The sequence below is a fragment of the Streptomyces violens genome (assembly GCF_000717745.1).
Lineage (GTDB): Bacteria > Actinomycetota > Actinomycetes > Streptomycetales > Streptomycetaceae > Streptomyces > Streptomyces violens.
Genome location: NZ_JOBH01000007.1, coordinates 278,612 through 301,423, shown reverse-complemented (window position 1 = coordinate 301,423; position 22,812 = coordinate 278,612). Strand labels below are relative to the sequence as shown.

The 22,812-nt window shown below is 72.1% G+C and carries 15 protein-coding genes and 1 pseudogene; 10 read left to right on the top strand and 6 right to left on the bottom strand.

Annotated elements, in window-relative coordinates; genetic code table 11:
* Positions 1 to 28: 28 nt before the first annotated feature.
* Positions 29 to 3,052 carry a bifunctional [glutamine synthetase] adenylyltransferase/[glutamine synthetase]-adenylyl-L-tyrosine phosphorylase gene (locus IF04_RS0115965; protein WP_030256928.1) on the top strand — a complete coding sequence of 1,008 codons (3,024 nt, stop codon included), beginning with the start codon at positions 29 to 31 and terminating at the stop codon, positions 3,050 to 3,052.
* A 6-nt stretch (positions 3,053 to 3,058) separates the two neighbouring features.
* Here the strand turns inward: IF04_RS0115965 and IF04_RS0115960 are convergent, their stop codons facing one another.
* The gene (locus IF04_RS0115960) at positions 3,059 to 3,742 is read right to left on the bottom strand and encodes a TetR/AcrR family transcriptional regulator (RefSeq protein ID WP_078600353.1); all 684 of its coding nucleotides are present in this window, start codon (positions 3,740 to 3,742) and stop codon (positions 3,059 to 3,061) included.
* A 161-nt stretch (positions 3,743 to 3,903) separates the two neighbouring features.
* On the opposite strand from IF04_RS0115960, the gene IF04_RS0115955 reads away from it, so the two are divergent.
* Together IF04_RS0115955 and IF04_RS0115950 are read left to right on the top strand one after the other, a co-directional pair.
* Complete coding sequence (locus IF04_RS0115955; RefSeq protein WP_030256923.1) at positions 3,904 to 5,382, top strand: APC family permease; 1,479 nt, start codon at positions 3,904 to 3,906, stop codon at positions 5,380 to 5,382.
* A 57-nt stretch (positions 5,383 to 5,439) separates the two neighbouring features.
* Positions 5,440 to 7,071 (top strand): amidohydrolase, encoded by a 1,632-nt coding sequence (locus IF04_RS0115950; RefSeq protein ID WP_030256919.1) that lies wholly within the window; start codon positions 5,440 to 5,442, stop codon positions 7,069 to 7,071.
* A gap of 55 nt (positions 7,072 to 7,126) precedes the next feature.
* Here the strand turns inward: IF04_RS0115950 and IF04_RS35715 are convergent, their stop codons facing one another.
* The 3 genes from IF04_RS35715 to IF04_RS0115935 are packed head-to-tail and all read right to left on the bottom strand — an operon-like array spanning position 7,127 to position 10,778.
* Positions 7,127 to 8,005 (bottom strand): phosphatase PAP2 family protein, encoded by an 879-nt coding sequence (locus tag IF04_RS35715; RefSeq protein WP_051831273.1) that lies wholly within the window; start codon positions 8,003 to 8,005, stop codon positions 7,127 to 7,129.
* Between the two features lie 36 nt (positions 8,006 to 8,041).
* Positions 8,042 to 9,163 carry a LacI family DNA-binding transcriptional regulator gene (locus IF04_RS0115940; protein ID WP_037959591.1) on the bottom strand — a complete coding sequence of 374 codons (1,122 nt, stop codon included), beginning with the start codon at positions 9,161 to 9,163 and terminating at the stop codon, positions 8,042 to 8,044.
* Positions 9,144 to 10,778, bottom strand: a complete 1,635-nt coding sequence (locus IF04_RS0115935) for a glycoside hydrolase family 13 protein (protein ID WP_051831272.1) — start codon at positions 10,776 to 10,778, stop codon at positions 9,144 to 9,146. The genes IF04_RS0115940 and IF04_RS0115935 overlap by 20 nt, the downstream gene beginning before the upstream one ends.
* 231 nt (positions 10,779 to 11,009) lie before the next feature.
* Here IF04_RS0115935 and IF04_RS0115930 point away from each other — a divergent pair, with 231 nt between their 5' ends.
* The 7 genes and pseudogenes from IF04_RS0115930 to pulA all read left to right on the top strand — a co-directional run bounded on the left by IF04_RS0115930 (position 11,010) and on the right by pulA (position 20,961).
* Entirely contained in the window at positions 11,010 to 12,275 is a 1,266-nt protein-coding gene (locus IF04_RS0115930; RefSeq protein ID WP_030256908.1) for an extracellular solute-binding protein, read from the top strand.
* A 98-nt stretch (positions 12,276 to 12,373) separates the two neighbouring features.
* Positions 12,374 to 13,252 carry a carbohydrate ABC transporter permease gene (locus IF04_RS0115925; RefSeq protein ID WP_051831285.1) on the top strand — a complete coding sequence of 293 codons (879 nt, stop codon included), beginning with the start codon at positions 12,374 to 12,376 and terminating at the stop codon, positions 13,250 to 13,252.
* 2 nt (positions 13,253 to 13,254) lie between these two features.
* Positions 13,255 to 14,085: a sugar ABC transporter permease gene (locus IF04_RS0115920; protein WP_030256901.1), complete on the top strand. Its 831-nt coding sequence runs from the start codon at positions 13,255 to 13,257 to the stop codon at positions 14,083 to 14,085.
* A gap of 1 nt (position 14,086) precedes the next feature.
* Positions 14,087 to 15,682, top strand: a complete 1,596-nt coding sequence (locus tag IF04_RS0115915) for a glycoside hydrolase family 13 protein (protein WP_030256897.1) — start codon at positions 14,087 to 14,089, stop codon at positions 15,680 to 15,682.
* Positions 15,667 to 16,740, top strand: a complete 1,074-nt coding sequence (locus tag IF04_RS0115910; protein ID WP_030256894.1) for a LacI family DNA-binding transcriptional regulator — start codon at positions 15,667 to 15,669, stop codon at positions 16,738 to 16,740. The genes IF04_RS0115915 and IF04_RS0115910 overlap by 16 nt, the downstream gene beginning before the upstream one ends.
* A gap of 169 nt (positions 16,741 to 16,909) precedes the next feature.
* Positions 16,910 to 18,289 (top strand): annotated as a pseudogene (locus IF04_RS0115905) (alpha-amylase); the annotation flags it as partial.
* 29 nt (positions 18,290 to 18,318) lie between these two features.
* The gene (gene pulA, locus IF04_RS0115900) at positions 18,319 to 20,961 is read left to right on the top strand and encodes a pullulanase-type alpha-1,6-glucosidase (RefSeq protein ID WP_078600369.1); all 2,643 of its coding nucleotides are present in this window, start codon (positions 18,319 to 18,321) and stop codon (positions 20,959 to 20,961) included.
* 27 nt (positions 20,962 to 20,988) lie between these two features.
* Here the strand turns inward: pulA and IF04_RS0115895 are convergent, their stop codons facing one another.
* Both IF04_RS0115895 and IF04_RS0115890 read right to left on the bottom strand, forming a co-directional pair.
* Positions 20,989 to 21,903: a PP2C family protein-serine/threonine phosphatase gene (locus IF04_RS0115895; RefSeq protein ID WP_245654417.1), complete on the bottom strand. Its 915-nt coding sequence runs from the start codon at positions 21,901 to 21,903 to the stop codon at positions 20,989 to 20,991.
* 165 nt (positions 21,904 to 22,068) lie between these two features.
* Positions 22,069 to 22,767: a TetR/AcrR family transcriptional regulator gene (locus IF04_RS0115890; protein ID WP_030256882.1), complete on the bottom strand. Its 699-nt coding sequence runs from the start codon at positions 22,765 to 22,767 to the stop codon at positions 22,069 to 22,071.
* Between the last annotated feature and the right edge of the window lie 45 nt (positions 22,768 to 22,812).

Here is a 22,812-nt window from a genome sequence, read left to right as displayed (position 1 = left end):
GGCAGGTTCTCCGAGAGGCCCCCGCCCGATGGCACTTCCCGCTCCGCAGGGACGGCGGAGCAGCACGTTCACCCGGCTGCTGCGGCACGGTTTCACCGATCCGCAGGCTGCCGGGAAGCTGCTGGACGCCCCCGCACTGTCCTCCGTACGGTCCGACTCGGTGCTCCTCGAAGCGCTCGGGGGCACCGCCGATCCGGACCAGGCGCTCGTGGGCCTGGTCCGGCTGGCCGAGGCGCAGTCGGAGGAGGACCGGCAGCGGCTGCTGTCCACGCTGGTCACCGCCAAGCCGCTGCGGGACCGGCTGCTGGGCGTGCTGGGGGCCTCGGAGGCGCTCGGCGACCACCTCGTACGGCACCCCAAGGACTGGGAGTCGCTGGCCACTTACGAGTCGGTCGATCTGCACCCCACCACCCCGGAGTTCGAGCAGGCGCTCGCCGAGGGCATCTGGGGCGAGCGGGGCGCGAAGCTGTCCCGGGAGGACGCGCTGCGGGCCGCGTACCGGCGCGCGCTGCTGGGCATCGCGGCGCGTGACGTGTGCGGCACGATCGACGTGGCGCAGACCGCGGCGGAGCTGGCGGACCTGGCCACCGCCACGCTGCGGGCGGCGCTGGAGATCGCCTCCGAGGAGCAGCCCGGGGACGCGGCCGTCAGCCGGCTCGCCGTCATCGGCATGGGCAAGTGCGGCGGCCACGAGCTGAACTACGTCTCCGACGTGGACGTCATCTTCGTCGCCGAGCCCAAGGACGGCGTCGAGGAGGCCGCGGCGCTGCAGGCCGCGACCCGGCTCGCCGCCCGCATGATGCGCGTCTGCTCCGACGTCACCCCCGAGGGCACGATCTGGCCCGTCGACGCCAACCTCCGCCCCGAGGGCCGCAACGGCCCCCTCGTCCGGACGCTGAGCAGCCACCTCGCGTACTACCAGCGCTGGGCCAAGACCTGGGAGTTCCAGGCGCTGCTGAAGGCCAGGACGGTGGCCGGCGACCCCGTGCTCGGGCAGGAGTACGTCGACGCCGTCACCCCGCTGGTCTGGCAGGCCGCCGAGCGCGAGAACTTCATCGTCGACGTCCGCCAGATGCGCCGCCGGGTCGTCGCCAACATCCCGGCGGGGCAGGTCGACCGCGAGCTCAAGCTCGGCCCCGGCGGTCTGCGGGACGTCGAATTCGCCGTCCAGCTCCTGCAGTTGGTGCACGGCCGCAGCGACGCCACGCTGCGCAGCGCCACCACCCTCGACGCGCTCAAGGCGCTCGCCGCCGGCGGCTACGTCGGCCGCCAGGACGCCACCGCGCTGGACGCCGCGTACCGCTTCCTGCGCACCCTCGAACACCGCATCCAGCTCTACAAGCTGCGCCGCACGCATCTGATGCCCGAGGACGAGCAGGACCTGCGGCGGCTCGCCCGCTCGCTCGGCATGCGCACCGAGCCGGTCGACACCCTCCGCAAGGAGTGGAAGTGGCACGCGCGCGAGGTGCGCCGGATCCACGAGAAGCTGTTCTACCGCCCGCTGCTGGACGCCGTCGCCGTCCTGGAACCGGGCGAGATCCGGCTCTCCGCCAAGGCCGCCGGGCAGCGCCTGGAAGCGCTCGGCTACGAGGACCCGGTCGGCGCGCTGCGCCACCTGGAGGCGCTGGCCTCCGGCGTCTCCCGCAAGGCCGCCATCCAGCGGACCCTGCTGCCGGTGCTGCTCGGCTGGTTCGCCGACTCCGCCGACCCGGACGCCGGGCTGCTGGGCTTCCGCAAGGTCTCCGACGCGCTCGGCAAGACGCCCTGGTACCTGCGGCTGCTGCGCGACGAGGGCGCGGCCGCCGAGAACCTCGCCCGGGTGCTGTCCGCCGGCCGGCTCGCCCCCGACCTGCTGCTGCGCGCCCCCGAGGCGGTCGCGCTGCTCGGCGCGCCCGACGGGCTGAAGCCGCGCGGCCGGGCGGCGCTGGAGCAGGAGGTGCTGGCCGCGGTCGGCCGCGCGGACGGCGCGGAGCAGGCGGTGGCGGCGGCCCGCGGGGTGCGCCGCCGCGAGCTGTTCCGCACCGCGGCCGCCGACCTGATCGGCGCGTACGGCACGGAGGCCAGCCCCGCCGAGGAGGACCACGGGCAGGCCGTGGACGCGGTGGGCTCGGCGCTGTCCGACCTGAACGCCGCGACGGTCGCGGGCGCGCTGCGGGCCGCGGTGCGCGAGCAGTGGGGCGACACCCTGCCGACCCGTTTCGCGGTGATCGGCATGGGCCGCTTCGGCGGCCACGAACTGAACTACGGCTCGGACGCGGACGTGCTCTTCGTCCACGAGCCGCGCGAGGGCGCCGACGAGCAGGAGGCCGCCAAGGCCGCGTTCGCGGTGGCCAACGAGATGCGCCGGCTGCTCCAACTGCCCTCCTCCGACCCGCCGTTGATGATCGACGCGGACCTGCGCCCCGAGGGGAAGACCGGCCCGCTGGTGCGCTCGCTCGGCTCCTACGCCGCGTACTACCGCCGCTGGTCGCTGACTTGGGAGGCACAGGCGCTGCTGCGCGCCGAGCCGGTCGCGGGCGACGAGGAGGTCGGGCGGCGGTTCATCGAGCTGGCGGACCCGCTGCGGTATCCGCGCGAGGGGCTGGGCGAGGACGCGGTACGCGAGATCCGCCGGCTCAAGGCGCGGATGGAGTCCGAGCGGCTGCCGCGCGGGGCCGACCCGACGATGCACACGAAGCTGGGGCGCGGCGGCCTCAGCGACGTGGAGTGGACCGTACAACTGCTCCAGATGCGGCACGGCCACGCGGAGCCGGCGCTGCGGACGACCCGGACCCGCGCGGCGCTTTCCGCGGCGCGGGAGGCCGGGCTGATCGGCGCGGAGGACGCGCAGACGCTGGACGAGGCGTGGGTGCTGGCGACGCGGGTGCGCAATGCCGTGATGCTGGTGCGGGGGCGCCCGGGAGATACCTTCCCGGGCGACGGCCGGGAGCTGGCCGCGGTGGGGCGCTACCTCGGGTACGAGGAGGGGCATGTGGGGGAGATGCTCGACGATTATCGGCGGATCACGCGGCGGGCGCGGGGTGTGGTGGAGGAGTTGTTTTACGGGGGCTGAGCCCGTTTACGGGTTCCCGTCTGCCCCGCTCTCGCCGTGGCCGTCCGCGGCGGCGCTGTGGTTGCTCGCGCAGTTCCCCGCGCCCCTGACGGGGCGCAAGCCCCTGCAGTACTCCAGGAAGCCCGCCAGAGTGAGATCGAAGGCCTGGTCTGCGCGGGAAGAGCCCGTCGCCGACTGGGCGGCGGCCAGCCGGGGGGCCTCGGTGCCCTCGGTGACCTCCCACATCGTTTCCGGGGCCGACATGTCCAGGGCCGAGCCCAGGACGATGTTGTCCAGGCCGGTGATGATCGGCAGGACGAGGGACGGGGCGAAGCCCGCCTCGGAGAGCAGCCCGGCCACGAACTCGTACTGGGCGAGCACCCGCGGTGCGCGGATCGGTGACGTCATCAGCATCGGGATCGTCCGCGGGTGGGCCGCGAAGGCGGCCCGGTAGGAGCGCGCCCAGCGCTCCAGGGCGGTGTCCCAGGGCACGTCGCTCAGCGTGGCCGGGTCTATCGCGTCAGTCACCCGCTCCCGCAACAGTTCGATCACGCCGGCCCGGCCGTCCACATGGTGATACACCGAGGCGGTCTGCACGCCGAGCCTGCGAGCCACCTCCGGCACGCTGAAGTCGCCCTTTTCGTCGACGAGTTCGAGCGCCGTCGCACCGATGCGCTCCCGGTCAAGCAGGGCCTTCCGCGGCCGCCCCATGTTCGTTTCTCCTGCCCGTGAGGTCTTCCCGAATCGTACGGCGGCGACTACATTGCCGAAAACCGAAAGGCTTTAGGTTTTCGCCGCGGTCATGCTGCCGTTCCACCCGTGTACGTCTCAGGCCGCCCCACCCCTCTTCCGCAGCAGAAGGGCAAGAGCGCATGGCCGTAGAGTCCGGGACCCGCGACGGGTCGCCACAGCACGACACCGCACCACCCGGCGAGGGTGCCCCCGCCCTCCGCAAGGGCACCCTCGGCGTCGCCGACATCGCCTTCTTCGTGGTCTCCGCCGCGGCGCCGCTCACCGTCATGGCCGGCGTCGCGCCGCTCGCCATCGGCATCGGCGGCATCGGCGCCCCCGTCGGCTACCTCCTCGCCGGCGCCACCCTCGCCCTCTTCGCGGTCGGCTTCACCGCCATGACCCGGCACGTGAAGCACGGCGGCGGCTTCTACGCGTTCATCACCCGGGGCCTCGGCCGTCCGGCCGGCTTCGGCGCCGCCACGCTGGCGCTGCTCGCGTACAACGGCATGCAGATCGGCGTGTACGGACTGCTCGCCACCGGCACCCAGGACGCGCTGGAGGCGCTCTGGGGCATCCACGTGCCGTGGCCGCCGATCGCGCTCGGCGGCGTCTTCGTCATCTGGTACCTGGGGTACCGCTCCATCGACTTCGGCGCCAAGGTCCTCGGCGTCCTGCTGGTCGCCGAGACCGGCATCCTCGTGCTGCTGGCCGGCGGGGTGCTGCTGGACGGCGGAGCCGAGGGCCTGGCACTGGACTCCTTCACGCCCGGCAATGTGCTGGTCCCCGGCACCGGCGCGGTCCTGGCCTTCGCCTTCGCCGCCTTCACCGGCTTCGAGTCCACCGCCATCTACCGCCGCGAGGCCCGCGACCCCGGCCGCACCATCCCGCGCGCCACCTACATCGCCGTCGGCTTCCTCGGCCTCTTCTACGCCTTCAGCGTCTGGGTCGTCATCCAGGCGTTCGGCGGTACGAAGGTCCTCAAGGCGGTCGCCACCGACCCGGCCGGGCTCTTCTTCACCGCCACCACGCACTACGTCGGTGCCTGGGCCGCCGACCTGATGCACGTCTTCATCGTGACCAGCATCCTCGCCTCGCAGCTGGCCTTCCACAACGCGATCAACCGGTACGGGCTGGCGCTCGCGCAGGAGGGCGTGCTGCCCAAGGCGCTCGGCAGGGTGCACCCCAAGCACCGCTCCCCGTACGTCGCCGGAGTACTCCAGAGCGTGCTGGCGCTGCTCGTCGTCGCGGGCTTCGCGCTGGCCGGTGCCGACCCGTACCAGCAACTGCTGCTGTGGATGAACACCCCAGGAATGCTGGGCCTGTTGACCCTCCAGGGGATCACCGCGGTCGCCATCCCGTTCTTCTTCCGCCGCATCCGGCACCAGGAGGGCCGCTGGCGCACGGTGATCGCGCCGATCGCCGCCACCGTGCTGATGGCCGGCGCGCTCTGGCTGGTCACCGCCAAGATCGGGCTGATGACCGCGGCCCCCCTCGCGACCAACACCGTCCTCGTCCTCACCGTCCCCGCCGCCTTCGCCGTCGGCGTCCTGATCGCCGTGCGCTTCCGCCGCGACCGCCCCGCGGTGTACGCGGAGTTCGCCGCCGAGCCCGCCGACTGACCACGACGGCCGTACCGCCGCCCCCCCCGCACCCGTTTCGCAAGGAGAACCGAAGCAGTGTCCGAGTCCCGCAGCACCGCCGCCGACACCGTCCTGACCGGTGCCCGCGTCCGCACCCTCGACCCCGCCCGTCCCTGGGCGAGCGCCGTCGCCGTCAAGGACGGCCGGATCGCCGCCGTCGGCGAGGAGCACGAGGTACGGGACTGGCGCGGCCCGGACACCGAGGTGATCGACCTGGCCGGGGCCACCCTCACCCCCGGGCTGGTCGACGGCCACAGCCACCCGATCTGGGGCGGCGAGATGGCCACCGGGCTGGACCTCTCCGGCTGCCGGGACCTGGACGGGCTGCGGGACGCGCTGGCCGGCGCGGCGCGTGCGGCCGGCCGCGGCGAGTGGGTCATGGGGTACGGCCTGGACCACAACACCTTCGGCGGCCGGCCCGTCCACCGCGACCTGATCGAACCGGCCCTCGGCGGCGTGCCCGCCTTCCTCCGCCTCTACGACGGACACTCCGCGCTGGCCACGGGCCCCGCGCTGGCCGCCGCCGGCATCGACGGGCCGCGCGCCTTCGACCAGCGCGCCGAGATCGTCTGCGACCCGGACGGCCGGCCCACCGGGTACCTCGTCGAGCATGCCGCGATGGACCTCATGCTGCCCGTGCTGCCGCGCCCCAGCGCCGCCGAGCGGCGCGCCCGGCTGCTCACCCTGCTGGGCGAGATGGCCGCGACCGGCCTGACCGGCGCGCACGTCATGGACCTGGAGGGCCAGGACGTACTGGACGTGCTGACCGGGATCGAGGCCGACGGCGAACTGCCGGTACGGCTGCGGATCGCACCCTGGTGCATGCCCGGCGCCGACAAGGCGGCCCTGGACCACCTGATCGAGCTTCAGCAGCGGGCCGGGCGCCACTGGCGGGTGGGCGGCGTGAAGTTCTTCATGGACGGCACGGTCGAGGGCGGTACCGCCTGGCTGGAGCACGCCGACTGCCACGGCCAGGGCACCGAGGCGTTCTGGCCGGATCCCGCCGCGTACACCCGCGCCGTGCACCACCTCGCGAAGGCCGGTGTACGGACCGCCACGCACGCCATCGGGGACGCGGCCGTCCGGCACGTCCTGGACACCGTCGAGGCGCTGGGCGACCAGGCGCAGCGCGGGATGCACCGCATCGAGCACATCGAGACCGTGCCGAGCGAGCAGCTCCCGCGGTTCGCCGCGCTCGGGGTCGCCGCCTCGATGCAGCCCACCCACACCGCCTACACCCGCGCCGACCACACCGACGAGTGGTCCAAGCGGGTCGGCGAGGAGCGGGCGGCCCGGGCGTGGCGCTGCCGCGATCTGCGGGACGCGGGCGCCGTACTGGTCCTCGGCTCCGACTGGCCGATCGCGCACTACGACCCGCGCGGCGTGCTCGCGACCGCCCGGCTGCGCCGCCCGGCCGGCTCGCCGGAGACCGCGCCGGTCACCGTCGAGCAGGCGCTGACGGGGGAGATGGCACTGGAGGGTCTCACGTCGCATGCGGCGCTGGCGGTGGGCGAGGAGTCGTATGCGGGGCGCGTCGCGGTCGGCTTCCGGGCAGACCTCACCGCGCTGGGCGTGGACCCCGTTTCCGCGCCGGCGGACGAGGTCGGGGAGGCGCCCGTGGCGCTCACCATGACTGGTGGTGTCATCGTGCACCGCGGCGTGGGCTGACGCGCTGAGCCCGGCTGCCGCCGGGCTGTCCTCAATCGCCGGACGGGCTTGTTTGTCACGCCCCCGAAGGGCTCGGTTCCGACGGACGCGCCGGGGCCGGGCCCGGTCGGGGCAGGCGGGGGAGGCGCGAGAGGGTGGTGCCGTACCAGAGGCGGGCCACCGCGAAGGCGAACGCCAGGCAGAGCACGCCGCCCACCGCGTCCAGCCAGAAGTGGTTGGCGGTGGAGACGATCACCAGCAGGGTCAGCACCGGATACAGCACGCCCAGCACCCGTACCCACGTGTGCCGCGCCAGCAGCGCGAGGGTGAGGCCGCACCACAGCGACCAGCCGATGTGCATCGAGGGCATCGCCGCGTACTGGTTCGACATGCTCGCCAGGTTCCCCGAGGCCATCGAGCCCCAGGTGTCGTGCACCATGACCGTGTCGATGAAATGGCCACCCGGCATCAGGCGGGGCGGCGCGAGGGGGAAGAAGTAGTAGCCCAGCAGGGCGACCGCGGTGGTGAGGAAGAGGACCAGCCGGGAGGCGGCGTAGCGGCCGGGGTGCCGGCGGTAGAGCCAGACCAGGACGCCGACGGTGACGATGAAGTGCAGCGTGGCGTAGTAGTAGTTCATCGCGACGATCAGCCAGGTCACGGCGTTCATCGCGTGATTGACGGTGTGTTCGACGGCGATGCCGATGCTGTGCTCGGCCCGCCAGACCCAGTCGGCGTTTCTCAGCGCCTGCGTCTTCTGCTCCGGCACGGCGTTGCGGATCAGGGAGTACGTCCAGTAGCTGACCGCGATCAGCAGGATCTCGAACCACAGGCGAGGTCTTGCCACGCCGTGCGCCCGGGCGGCGGACGCCCGTCCGCGAGGCGGGCCGGAACGCTGCGGAGGGGGTGTCGGTGCGCTCGTCCGGCCGTCAAGGATCCTCGCGTTGGCATCACCCATAGCCCGACAGTCTGCCAGAAATCGGGGTAGACCCGATCATCCTGGAGTCGGGTCCTGGACACCCTTTCTCGCCCCGGAGGGGGAGGCTATACCCCCACCGCCATCGGGGTCCGTGCGCCGCGCCGAGGCCGTCGAACCGCGCACGACGAGCTCCGGATGGAAGACGAACTCCGTACGCAGCGGGGCCCGCGAGGTCCCGGACGGGCTCTCCGGCAGGTCGGCGCCGACCTCCTCCAGCAGGGCCCGAACCGCCGCCTGGCCCATGGCCTGCACCGGCTGCCGGATGGTGGTCAGCGGCGGGTCGGTGAACGCGATCAGCGGGGAGTCGTCGTACCCCACCACCGAGACGTCGTCGGGCACCTCCAGGCCGCGCTGCCGGGCCGCCCGGATCGCGCCGAGCGCCATCATGTCGCTCGCGCAGATCACCGCCGTGCAGCCGCGCTCCAGCAGAGCGCCGGCCGCGGCCTGCCCGCCTTCGAGCGTGTAGAGGGAGTGCTGCACCAGCTCCGCCGCCTCGTCCGCGGCCATCCCGAGCTGCTCGCGCATGGCGCGCAGAAACCCCTCGATCTTCCGCTGTACCGGCACGAAGCGGCGCGGGCCGAGCGCGAGGCCGATCCGCTGGTGGCCGAGGGCCGCGAGATGGGTGACCGCGAGGGAGATCGCCACGCCGTCGTCCGGGGAGATGAAGGGTGCCTGGACCTTGTCCGAGTAACCGTTGATCAGGACGAACGGCACGCCCTGGCCGCGCAGCGCCTCGTACCGGCCCATGTCCGCCGTGGTGTCGGCGTGCAGCCCGGAGACGAAGATGATGCCGGCCACGCCGCGGTCCACCAGCATCTCGGTCAGCTCGTCCTCGGTCGAGCCGCCGGGGGTCTGCGTGGCGAGCACCGGGGTGTACCCCTGGCGGGTCAGGGCCTGGCCGATGACCTGCGCGAACGCCGGGAAGATCGGGTTCTCCAGCTCGGGCGTGATGAGCCCGACCAGCCCGGCGCTGCGCTGCCGCAGGCGTACCGGGCGCTCATAGCCCAGGACGTCCAGTGCGGCGAGTACGGACTGGCGGGTGGTGGCGGAGACGCCGGGCTTGCCGTTGAGCACCCGGCTGACGGTGGCCTCGCTGACACCCGCCTGTACTGCGATGTCAGCCAGGCGCGCGGTCATGGAAGCCGACCTTACCGGTCGGGATCCGGCTTGCCCACCACGCGCAGGATTCGCCGGGCAGGCACACCCGGCCGTCCTCGGTGCGCAGCGGCGCGCTTGCGAGCAGCAGGCGGCCCGCGCCCGACACCTCCACCGGCCGGGTGCGGGTGTTCAGTACGCACACGAAGCCGTGCCGGCGCAGCGCCAGTACCCCCTCCGGCGCGTCCAGCCAGCTCATCCGCCCGTCGCCGAGGCCGGGCAGCGCGCGGCGCCAGGCGAGCGCGGCACGGTACAGCTCCAGCGTGGAGCCGGGGGTGCCGGTCTGTGCCTCGACGGTCAGCTCCGCCCAGCCCGGCGGCTGCGGCAGCCAGCTCCCGCCGGGCCCGAAGCCGTACGGCGCCTCCGTACCGGACCAGGGGAGCGGCACCCGGCAGCCGTCGCGGAAGCCGTCCTGGCCGTCGCCGCGGAAGAACGCCGGGTCCTGGCGGACCGCGTCGGGCAGCTCGGTGACCTCCGGCAGCCCCAGCTCCTCCCCTTGGTAGAGGTAGGCGGAGCCGGGGAGGGCGAGCATGAGGAGGGTGGCGGCGCGGGCGCGCGCGAGGCCGCCGAGCCGGGTGGTGTGGCGGACCACGTCGTGGTTGGAGAGCACCCAGGTGGTGGGCGCGCCGACCAGGGAAGTGGCGGCCAGCGACTCGTCGATGACGCGGCGGAGCGCGGCCGCGTCCCAGTCCGCTTGCAGGAAGTGGAAGTTGAACGCCTGGTGCAGCTCGTCGGGGCGTACGTAGCGGGCGAGGCGGCCGGCGTCGGGGGCCCAGGCCTCGGCGACGCCGATCCGCTCGCCACGGTAGGAGTCCAGCAGCCGGCGCCAGTGGCGGTGGATCTCGTGCACGCCGTCCTGGTCGAAGAAGGGGAGGACGTCGGTGCCGATGAGGCGGGCCTGCTGCCGGCGGCCGACATTGGGCAGCCCCGGCGCCTTGACCATGCCGTGCGCGACGTCGATGCGGAAGCCGTCGACGCCGCGGTCCAGCCAGAACCGCAGGATCGCGTCGAACTCGGCCCGCACTTCGGGGCGCTCCCAGTCCAGGTCGGGCTGTTCGGGCGCGAAGAGATGGAGGTACCAGTCGCCGCGCTCGGTGCGGGTCCAGGCGGGGCCGCCGAAGACGGACTCCCAGTCGTTGGGCGGCAGCTCGCCGTGCGTCCCGCGGCCCGGCCGGAAGACGTACCGCTCGCGGGCCAGGTCCGGGTCGCGGAACCACGGGTGCCGGTCGGAGGTGTGGTTCGGGACGATGTCCACGATGACGCGCAGGCCCAGCTCGTGGGCGGTGTCCAGGAACGCCTCGGCGTCGGCGAGGGTGCCGAAGAGCGGGTCGACGGCGCGGTGGTCGGCGACGTCGTAACCGCCGTCGGCCTGCGGTGACGCGTAGAACGGCGTCAGCCAGACGGCGTCGGCGCCCAGCTCCTTCAGATACGGCAGCCGGGCGCGGGCGCCGGGCAGGTCCCCGACGCCGTCACCGTCACCGTCCCCGAAGGAGCGTACGTAGATCTGATAGATGACGGCGTCGCGCCACCAGCCCGTGCCGGGGCGGTCCGGGGCCGGCGGTGCGGCGGGCGAGGGAAAGGTCAGCTCATCGGTCATCGGCCGTCCTTCGGTCGATCGGGCTACTGATGATCAACGCCCCGGCAGGGGCCGGGGTGACGGGTCGAGGTAACCGGGCTGCAACATCTTCCGGTGGTCTTGCAGAAATTTGCCGCAAGCTCTTTCGGTTTCTTTTCGCCGCTGTTACGTTCCTGACGCCCTCTCGGGCGGATTCCTACGTACCTCGTTCGTATCTCGTACGTATCTCGGGCTTTTCCAGAAGGAGTTCACATGCGACGTGGCATAGCGGCCACCGCGCTGGTCGCGGGTCTGGCACTGACGGCGACCGCTTGCGGCGGTGACGGCGGGAGCGACCAGAAGAGCGGGGGTGAGCTGTCGGGCACCGTCACCTACTGGGACGTCTCCAACGCCGCCGAGAAGGGGGCCTTCAAGGAGCTCGCCGAGGGCTTCGAGAAGCAGCACCCCAAGGTCGACGTCAAGTACGTGAACCTCTCCTTCGGCGAGGCCAACGCCAAGTTCAAGAACGCGGCCGGCGGCAACTCCGGCGCGCCGGACGTGATGCGTACCGAGGTCGCCTGGGTCGCCGACTTCGCCAACCTCGGCTACCTCGCGCCGCTGGACAACACCCCCGCGCTGGAGAAGAACGAGGATTTCCTGGAGCAGGCGGCCGGCAGCACCCGCTTCAAGGGCAAGACCTACGCCGCGCCCCAGGTCATCGACACCCTTGGCCTCTTCTACAACAAGAAGCTGCTGAAGGAGGCGGGCGTCGGGGTCCCCAAGACCTTCGACGAGCTGAAGACCGCCGCCAAGAAGATCAAGTCGAAGACCGGGGCGACCGCGCTCTACCTGCGCGGCGACGACCCGTACTGGTTCCTGCCCTACCTCTACGGCGAGGGCGGCGACATGGTCCAGGCGAAGGGCAAGAAGGTCCTCATCGACGACCCGGCCGGCGTCCGGGCCTTCGAGACGATCAAGGACCTGGTCGATTCCAAGGCCGCCGTCACCGATGCCACCGACGGCCAGGAGAACCAGCTCAAGGCCCTCAAGGACGGCGACGTCGCGATGGCGGTCGACGGGCCGTGGGACATCGAGGGCGCGCTGGCCGGCAAGGAGTTCAAGGACAAGAGCAACCTCGGCGTCGCGCCCGTGCCCGGCGGCAGCAAGGCCCAGGGCTCCCCGCAGGGCGGCTGGAACCTCTCCGTCTACGCCGGGTCCGGCAACCTCGACGCCTCTTACGAGTTCGTGAAGTACATGAGCTCCGCCAAGGTCCAGCAGCAGACCACCGAGAAGCTGAGCCTGCTGCCGACCCGCAAGTCGGTCTACGAGGTGCCGTCCGTCAAGGACAACGAGATGGTCAAGTTCTTCCGGCCCGCCGTCGAGAAGGCCGTCGAGCGCCCCTGGATCGCCGAGGGCAACTCGCTCTTCGAGCCGATCAAGGTCCAGATGAACAAGGTCCTCACCGGCAGCGCCACTCCCGAGCAGGCCGCCAAGAACACCGGAGACGCCTACCGGAAGCTGCTCAAGGACTACAAGTGACGACGCTCGCCCCCACAAAGACCCAAGGCAAGGCGGCGCCCGCCGCGCCACCCGGCCGCCTCCGCCGGGCCCTGAGCACCCACTGGTACGCCTGGACCATGATCGCCCCGGTGGTGCTCGTCCTCGTGGTCATCATCGGCTACCCGCTGGTCCGCGGCCTGTACCTCTCGCTCACCGACGCCACCGAGGCCAATGTCGCCCGCGACATCGGCATGAACCACATCCCGGCGACATACGAGTTCGTCGGGCTGGACAACTACACGGCCGTACTGAGCGACAGCGTCTTCTGGAGCCGGCTGGGCTGGACCGTGGTGTGGACCGTCGCCTGCGTCGGGCTCACCTTCACCCTCGGCCTGGTCCTCGCCAACCTCCTCAACCGCAAGCTGAAGGGCCGCACCTTCTACCGGCTCGCGCTGATCCTGCCCTGGGCGATCCCGGCCTTCATCTCCGTCTTCACCTGGCGGATGCTCTACAACGAGAAGCACGGGCTGCTCAACAAGCTCCTCCAGGGCGGCGGCATCGACGCGATCCCCTGGCTCAACGACCCGACCTGGGCCAAGCTCTCCGTCATCGCCGTCAACGTCTGGCTCGGCGTGCCCTTCATGCTCGTCGCACTGCTCGGCGGGCTGCAGTCCATCCCCGGTGAGCTCTACGAGGCCGCCGAGATGGACGGCGCGAGCGCCTGGCAGCGGTTCCGCCACATCACCGTGCCGTCCCTGCGCTCCGTCTCCAGCACGGTGATCCTGCTCAGCACGATCTGGACCTTCAACATGTTCCCGGTGATCTTCCTGCTGACGCGCGGCGGGCCCGGCGACGCCACCGAGATCCTCGTGACGTACGCCTACCGACTCTCCTTCATCGACAGCCCGCGCAACTTCTCCGAATCGGCCGCCTGGGGCGTGCTGATCCTGCTGCTGCTCTCGGCCGTCGCGGTCGTCTACCGGCGCAGCCTGCGCAAGCAGGGCGAGGTGTGGTGACCATGCGCGAAAAGAAGAGAAGCCCCCTGGCCTCCACCGGCCTGCACGCGACCCTCATTGCCGCCGCCGTCGTCGCGGTCTTTCCGCCGCTGTGGCTGCTGGTCACCTCCTTCAAGCCGAAGAACGACGCCTTCACCACCGAGCCGGTCACCGACTTCACGCTCGCCAACTACACCCATGTACTGGCCGACACCGCGTTCCTGACCTGGTTCGGGAACTCCGTGGTGATCGTCGGCGTGACCACCGTCCTCGGCGTCTTCCTCGCTGCCACCACCGGCTACGCCGTCAGCCGCTTCCGCTTCCCCGGGATGCGCCCGCTGATGTGGCTGCTGCTGATCACGCAGATGTTCCCGGTGGCCGTGCTGATCGTGCCGCTGTACAACCTGATGGCGAGCCTGGGCCTGCTCAATCAGCCCACGGGCCTCGTCATCACCTACCTCACCATCGCCGTGCCGTTCTGCGCCTGGATGATGAAGGGGTTCTTCGACACGATCCCGGTGGAGATCGACGAGTCGGGCCGGGTCGACGGGCTCAACCCCTTCGGCACCTTCTGGCGGCTCGTCCTGCCGCTCGCCCGCCCCGGCCTCGCCGTCACCGGCTTCTACACCTTCGTCACGGCCTGGGCCGAGGTCGCCTACGCGTCCGCCTTCATGACCGGCGAGGAGAACCTCACCCTCGCCGGCGGCCTGCAGACCTTCGTCAGCCAGTACAACAACGACTGGGGATCGATGACTGCCGCGGCCGTGATCGTCGCCGTGCCCGCGGCCGCCGTCTTCGCCTTCGCCCAGCGCCATCTCGTATCCGGCCTGACCGCCGGCACGACCAAGGGATGACATGAACCAGAACTCCACCACCCCTGCCACCGAGTGGTGGCGCCACGCGGTGATCTACCAGGTGTACCCGCGCAGTTTCGCCGACGGCAACGGTGACGGGATGGGCGACCTGGCCGGCATCCGCGAGCGGCTGCCGTACCTCAAGGACCTGGGCGTCGACGCCGTCTGGCTCAGCCCCTTCTACGCGTCGCCGCAGGCCGACGCCGGTTACGACGTGGCCGACTACCGGGCCATCGACCCGATGTTCGGCGACCTGCCGGACGCCGAGGCGCTGCTCCGCGACGCCCGCGAGCTGGGCCTGCGCACCATCGTCGACGTGGTGCCCAACCACTGCTCCGACCAGCACGAATGGTTCAAGCGCGCGGTGGCCGAGGGACCGGGCTCGACCCTGCGCGAGCGCTTCCACTTCCGCAAGGGCCGCGGCGAGAACGGCGAGGAGCCGCCCAACGACTGGGAGTCCATCTTCGGCGGCCCCGCCTGGACCCGGCTCCCGGACGGCGAGTGGTACCTCCATCTCTTCGCCCCCCAGCAGCCCGACTTCAACTGGGAACACCCCGCCGTCCAGGACGAGTTCCGCTCCATCCTGCGCTTCTGGCTGGACCTGGGCGTCGACGGCTTCCGGGTGGACGTCGCGCACGGCCTGGTCAAGGCCGCCGGGCTGCCCGACATGGGCCACGCCGAACAGCTCAAGCTGCTCGGCAACCAGGAGCTGCCCTTCTTCGACCAGGACGGTGTGCACGCGATCTACCGCTCCTGGCGGAAGGTCCTCGACGAGTACGCGGGGGAGCGCATCGCCGTCGCCGAGGCATGGACGCCCAGCGCCGACCGCACCGCCCTCTATCTGCGCCCCGACGAGCTGCACCAGGCGTTCAACTTCCACTACCTGAACGCCGGCTGGGACGCGGCCGAGCTGCGTGAGGTCATCGACTCCTCGCTGGACGCCATGCGCCCGGTGGGCGCGCCCACGACCTGGGTGCTCTCCAACCACGACGTCGTACGCCATCGCACCCGGCTCGGCGGCGGCCTGCCCCGCGCCCGCGCCGCCGCGCTGCTGATGCTCGCGCTGCCCGGCTCCGCGTACGTCTACCAGGGCGAGGAGCTCGGCCTGCCCGAGGTCACCGACCTGCCCGACGAGGTCCGCCAAGACCCCTCCTTCTTCAAGGAGAACGGGCAGGAGGGGCTGCGGGACGGCTGCCGGGTGCCGCTCCCGTGGTCCGGTACGGAAGCGCCGTACGGCTTCGGGACCGGTGGCAGCTGGCTGCCGCAGCCCGACGAGTGGGCGTCCCTGAGCGTCGCGGCGCAGACCGGCGATCCGGACTCCACGCTGGAGCTGTACCGCACGGCGCTCGCCGTCCGCCGGGAGCACCCCGGGCTCGGCGCGGGCGACGCGGTGGAGTGGCGCCCCGCACCCGAGGGCGTACTGCACTTCCGCCGCGCGGGCGGCTTCACCTGCGCGGTGAACACCACGGCGGAGGCCGTGCGCCTGACCGTCCCCGGGCGGCCGCTGCTGTCCAGCGGCGCGCTGCCGCAGGAGATTCCGGGACGCCCCGGCACCTACGAGCTGGCCGCGGACACGGCCGTGTGGTGGACCGAGTGACGCTGCCCCCCAGGCTCGCTGACATCGCCGCGCAGGCCGATGTCAGCGAGGCCACCGTGAGCCGGGTGCTCAACGGGAGGACCGGGGTGGCCGGCGCCACCCGGCAGCGGGTGCTGGCCGCACTGGACGTGCTCGGGTACGAGCGTCCGGTGCGGCTGCGGCGGCGCAGCGCGGGCCTGGTCGGGCTGGTCATCCCGGAGCTGACCAACCCGATCTTCCCGGCGTTCGCGCAGATCATCGAGCAGGCGCTGGCCGGGCACGGCTATACGCCCGTGCTCTGTACGCAGATGCCGGGCGGCGCGACCGAGGACGAGCTGGTCGAGCAGTTGGAGGCGCGGGGCGTCACCGGGATCGTGTTCCTGTCCGGGCTGCACGCGGACACCGGCGCCGACCCGGCCCGCTACACCCGCCTCACCACGCGCGGCGTGCCGTACGTCCTGATCAACGGCTACAACGCGGACATCCACGCCTCGTTCGTCTCGCCCGACGACCGGGCGGCCGCCCGGATGGCGGTCACCCACCTCGCCGCGCTGGGGCACACCCGTATCGGGCTGGCCGTCGGCCCGTCCCGGTACGTGCCGTCCCGGCGCAAGGCGGAGGGGTTCATCGCGGCCATGGAGGAGCTGTTCGGCCCGGCACCGGGGGAGGCCGAACGGCTCGTGCAGCACACGCTGTTCAGCGTCGAGGGCGGGCACGCCGCGGCCGCCGCGCTGCTGGACGCGGGCTGTACGGGTGTGGTGTGCGGCAGCGATCTGATGGCGCTGGGCGTCGTACGGGCCGCCCGGCAGCGCGGCCTCGCCGTGCCGGGACAGCTCTCGGTTGTCGGCTTCGACGACTCGCAGCTCATCGCGTTCGCCGACCCGCCGCTGACCACCGTGCGGCAGCCCGTGCAGGCGATGGCGACCGCGGCGGTCGGCGCGCTGATCGAGGAGATCCAGGGGAACCCCGTACAGCGCACGGAGTTCGTCTTCCAGCCGGAGCTGGTCGTACGGGGGTCGACGGGGCCGGTGCCGGGAGGACCGGTCCGGCCGGCCGGGCGCGTGAGGCCCCCCGCCTAGCGGGTGGCCTCCGGCCGGCCGGACCGGGATGTTGCCCGGTGAAGTTAACACCGTTGCAATGGCTTGCGAAAGGTCTTGCAACAACGGATTGCGGCGGCTACAACTGCAACAGCCTTACGGGCACGGCGCGTTGCCGGGCAAGGCTCTCGTCTCCCCCTCAGGAGGAACCATGCCCCTTCGCAGATCCCTGGCCCGCGGCTGTACGGCAGCCGCCCTCGCGCTCACCGCGGCGGCCCTCGGCACCCCCGCCGAGGCCGCACCGCCCGGCACCAAGGACGTCACCGCCGAACTCTTCGAGTGGCGCTACGACTCGGTCGCCCGGGAGTGCAAGGACACCCTCGGCCCGGCCGGATACGGATACGTCGAGGTCTCGCCCGCCACGGAGCACATCCAGGGCGGCCAGTGGTGGACCTCGTACCAGCCCGTCAGCTACAGGATCGCCGGCCGGCTCGGCGACGGCACCGCCTTCAAGAACATGATCGACGCCTGCCACGCGGCCGGCGTGAAGGTCGTCGCGGACGCCGTCATCAACCACATGTCGGCCGGGTCCGGCACCGGCACCGGCGGCTCCTCGTACAGCAAGTACACCTACCCCGGGATCTACCAGCCGCAGGACATGGACGACTGCACCGCCCAGATCAGCAACTACCGGGACCGCTTCAACGTGCAGCACTGCGAGCTGGTGGGCCTGGCCGACCTGGACACCGGCGAGCCGTACGTCCGTACACGCATCGCGCAGTACCTCAACGACCTGCTCTCCCTCGGCGTGGACGGCTTCCGTATCGACGCCGCCAAGCACATGCCCGCCGAGGATCTGGCCGCCATCAAGGGCCAGTTGAGCAACCCGGGCGTGTACTGGAAGCAGGAGGCGATCCACGGGGACGGTGAGGCCGTCTCGCCGAGCGAGTACCTCGGCAACGGGGACGTGCAGGAGTTCCGCTACGGCCGCGACCTCAAGCGGGTCTTCCAGAACGAGAGGCTCGCGTACCTGAAGAACTTCGGCGAGGGCTGGGGGTACATGGCGAGCGGCAAGTCCGGCGTCTTCGTCGACAACTGGGACACCGAGCGCAACGGCTCCACGCTCAGCTACAAGAACGGCGCGGACTACACCCTCGCCAATGTCTACATGCTGGCCTGGCCGTACGGCTCCCCGGACGTGCACTCCGGCTATGAATTCACCGACCACGACGCCGGGCCGCCCAACGGGGGCACGGTCAACGCCTGCTGGCAGGACGGCTGGAAGTGCCAGCACAAGTGGCCCGAGATCAAGGCCATGGTGGCCTTCCGCAACACCGCGCACGGGACCGCCGTCACCAACTGGTGGGACAACGGCAACGACGCCATCGCCTTCGGGCGCGGCGACAAGGCGTACGTCGCGATCAACCACGAGCCGTCGAGCCTGAGCCGTACGTTCCAGAGCGCGCTGCCCGCCGGGAACTACTGCGACGTGCAGAGCGGGCGGGCTGTCACGGTCGACGGGTCGGGCCGGTTCACCGCCACCCTCGCTCCGAACACCGCCCTCGCGCTGCACACCGGCGCCCGCACCTGCGGCTGAACACCGTGAAGGAGACCACCTCCGTGACCGGCACCCTCCGCCGAACCGTCACCGCGCTCGCCGCGGCGCTCTGCGCCGCGGCGGCCGCCGCCCTGCCCGGCGCCGCGCCCGCACAGGCGGCCCCGCCGCCCTACCCCGCCAAGGCCGAGGCCCAGTGGATCGACCGGGACACCGTCGTCTGGAAGGGCGCGCCCGACGCGGCCGGCGGCACCCTCCAGCTCGAATCCGGCCCCGACGGCGACCGGCGGCTGCGCCTCGCGCCCGGCACTCTGACGCCCGACGAGCGAGCCAAGTACCCGCACCTGAAGGGCTTTCCGGCCTTCACCGTCGACCCGCGCGACCAGGCGCAGGCCGCCACCGCGCTGCGCGACCGGCTCGTCGCCACCCGCCGGGCCGCCGACGGCACCCTGCGCGAGGCCACCGGCGTGCAGATACCCGGCGTGCTGGACGACCTGTACGGCGCCGCCTCCAGGGCCCGGCTCGGCCCGGTCTTCGACCGCGGCCGCCCCACCCTCTCCGTCTGGGCACCCACCGCGCGCACCGTCGCCCTCGAACTCGACGGCCGCAGTGTGCCGATGACCCGCGACGACCGGACCGGCGTGTGGTCGGTGACCGGCGCCCGAGGCTGGACCGGCAAGCCGTACCGCTACGCCGTCACCGTCTTCGCGCCCGCCGCCGGGCAGACCGTCACCAACAAGGTCACCGACCCTTACGCCACGGGCCTCACCGCTGACTCCGAGCGCAGCCTCGTCACCGACCTGGCCGACCCGAAGCTGGCCCCCAAGGGCTGGGACCGGATCGAGAAGCCCGCCGCCGTACCGCTGCGCGACGCCCGCATCCAGGAGCTGCACGTCCGCGACTTCTCGATCGCGGACCGCACCTCGAAGCACCCCGGGAAGTACCTCGCCTTCACCGACCGCGGCTCCGACGGCATGAAGCACCTGCGTGCCCTCGCCCGCGCCGGCACCAGCCACGTCCATCTGCTGCCCGCCTTCGACTTCGGGTCCGTCCCCGAGCGCCCCGACCGGCAGGCCACACCGGACTGCGACCTCGCGTCCTACCCGCCGGACTCCGAGAAACAGCAGGAGTGCGTCGCGAAGACCGCCGCGAAGGACGCGTACAACTGGGGCTACGACCCGGTGCACTACACCGTGCCCGAGGGCTCGTACGCCTCCGACCCGGACGGCACGGCACGCACCCTGGAGTTCCGCCGCATGGTGCAGGGCCTGAACGGGGCCGGGCTGCGCACCGTCATGGACGTCGTCTACAACCACACCCTCGCGAGTGGCCAGGACCCCCGGTCCGTACTGGACCGCATCGTCCCCGGCTACTATCACCGGCTGCTGGACGACGGCACCGTCGGCACCTCCACCTGCTGCGCCAACACCGCGCCCGAGCACACCATGATGGGGAAGCTCGTCGTCGACTCGCTCATCACCTGGGCGAAGAGTTACAAGGTCGACGGCTTCCGGTTCGACCTGATGGGGCATCACCCCAAGGCCAACATCCTCGCCGTGCGCAAGGCCCTGGACGCCCTGACGCCCGCGAAGGACGGCGTGGACGGCAAGGCGATCGTCCTCTACGGCGAGGGCTGGAACTTCGGCGAGGTCGCGAACGACGCCCGCTTCGTCCAGGCCACGCAGAAGAACATGGCCGGGACCGGCATCGCCACGTTCGACGACCGGGCGCGCGACGCGGTGCGCGGCGGCGGCCCCTTCGACGCCGACCCGCGCGTCCAGGGCTTCGCCTCCGGCCTGTTCACCGACTCCAACGACTCGCCCGCCAACGGAAACCGGGACGAGCAGAAGGCCCGGCTGCTGCACTACCAGGATCTGATCAAGGTCGGCCTGACCGGCGGCCTCGCCGAGTACACCTTCACCGACAGCAAGGGCCGCCGCGTCAAGGGCTCCGAGGTCGACTACAACGGCGCGCCCGCCGGATACGCGGCCGCGCCCGGCGACGCGCTGGCCTACGCCGACGCGCACGACAACGAGACCCTCTACGACGCGCTCGCCTACAAGCTCCCGCAGCGCACGAAGCCCGCCGACCGCGCCCGTATGCAGGTCCTCGCGCTGGCCACCGCCACCCTCTCGCAGGGCCCGGCGCTCTCCCAGGCCGGCACCGACCTGCTCCGCTCCAAGTCGCTGGACCGCAACTCCTACGACAGCGGCGACTGGTTCAACGCGCTGCACTGGAACTGCGCCGACGGCAACGGCTTCGGGCGCGGCCTGCCGCCCGCCGCCGACAACAAGGACAAGTGGCCGTACGCGCGGCCGCTGCTCGCCGACCCCGCGCTGCGCCCCGGCTGCGCGGAGATCACCGGCGCGTCGGCCGCGTACCGGGACCTCACCCGCATCCGCACCACCGAGCCGGACTTCGGCCTGGCCACCACGGAGCAGGTGCAGCGGGCGCTGTCCTTCCCGCTGTCCGGCCGCGACGAGACGCCCGGTGTGGTCACCATGCGGCTCGGCAAGCTGGTCGTGGTCCTCAACGCCACGCCGGAGCGGCAGACGCAGACCGTACGGGACATGGCCGGGCAGCCGTACGTGCTGCACCCGGTCCAGGCCCGCGGCGCCGACCCGGTCGTACGGACCTCGTCCTACGAGAAGGGGGCCGGAACCTTCACCGTCCCGGGCCGTACGGTCGCGGTCTTCACCCGCGGCTGATCCGGCGGCCGCCCGGTCGCCCGGCCGTCAGGACGGCTCGTTCGTCCGTTCCCCCGGCTTGCGCGCCGCGGGGACGGACGGCACGAGGGCCGGGACGCCCGGCTGGCACAGCATCAGCGCCAGGTCGTCCCGGAGCGGCGCCGCCGTGTGCGCCGTGAGGAGGCTCTGCAGCGCCTCGACCGCGTCGTCCAGCGTGGGACGGGTCAGCGCCTCGCGGACCCGTTCGTCCAGCGGAAAGGGGTCACCACCCGGGTCCAGCGCCTCGATGAGTCCGTCGGTGTAGAGCAGCAGCCGCTCATTGGCGCCCAGCCGGACGCGCTGCGGACGCGGGACCGGCTGCAGCCCGAGCGGCGGCCCCGGCTCGTCCGGGGCCAGCTGCTCCAGCCGCGCGCCGATCCGCAGCGGGGCCGGGTGGCCGCAGTTGACCAGCCGTACCTCGCCCGGCGCGAACTCGGCCAGCAAGGCCGTGACGAACCCCTCGGAGTCCAGCTCGGGCGCGAGCCGGGCGTCCAGCGTCCTGGTGAGCTGGGCCAGGTCGGGCATGGTGGAGGCGTGTTCGCGGAAGCAGCCGATCGTGAGCGTCGCGAGCCGCGCCGCCTCCAGGTCGTGGCCGCGCACGTCACCGATCAGCACCCGCGGGCCGTACGGGGAGTTCGCCACGTTGAGCAGGTCGCCGCCGATGACGGCGTTCTCCGTGGCGGGGCGGTAGCGGCCGGCGAGAGCGACGCCGTTCAGTTCACCGGAGAGAGGTTCCAGGAGCGCCCGCTGGGCCGCGTGCGCTATCGCTGCCAGCGCGGCGCCGCGCGTGTCGTGGGCGTCGTGATCGTCGTGCGCGTGGGGCGTCGGAGGCGTTGTGCGCGATCGGCGCAGCGCGAGTACGCCGCAGACCAGGCCGGTGAGGAAGCCGCTGCCGTACTCGAGCAGTGCGCCGATGAACTCCATCGCGGTCAACCCACGTCCCTCCCACGACCGGCGCTGGGACGGCCACTCTGGCACCGTCGCCGAGCCGTGCGGAAGCGGATGTCACAAGCGGGGTCGCAGACGATCGCGCGGCGTCGGGAAGTGCCCGGTGGTGACGCGAAAACGATCGTTAACGGAGCTCAGCGGTCAGGCGTCACCCGGTACCAGCGCGAAGAGCCGGGCCGCCAGCTCCGCGAACGGGCCGTCGATCGGCTCGGCGGCGAGGATCGCCCGCAGCGTCTGTGCCGTCTCCTCGTCGTACGCGGCGCTCACCGCCGCCAGCGCGGCGAAGTCGTGCACCAGCTGCCGCTCCAGCTCGGCGCGCGGGATGCGCTTGCCGTCCAGCCACTGCAGCGCGGTGGACTCGGCCAGCGAGATCCAGGAGCGGATCACCAGCTCCATGCGCGGGGCCGGGGTGACCAGGCCCAGGTGGGCGACGATCTGCTCGTAGGCGGACTGCCGTACGCCGTTGATCATCGCGCTGGTGCGGCTGGACCCGACCGCCGGGCCGCCGCGCATCAGCGCGGAGAAGCCGGGACCGTGTTCGTCGACGAAGTCGAAGAAGCGGCCCATGACCCGCAGCAGGCGGGAGCCCAGCGGGCCTTCGTGCGGCTCGACGAAGCGCGCGGCCAGCTCGTCGGCGGCCCGGCCGAGCGCCGCTTCGTACAGGCTCTGCTTGCCGGGGAAGTAGTGGTAGACCAGCGGCCGCGAAATACCGGCGGCCTCGGCTATCTCATCGATGGACACATCCTCCGGGGCGCGGTGGCTGAACAGGCCCAGAGCCACGGAGATCAGTTGGTCACGGCGTTCCTCGACGCCCATCCTGCGGCGTACCCCGGTCGTCATGCGAACACCCTAACGACCGGGGTGCGGCAGCGGTATGCCACCGCC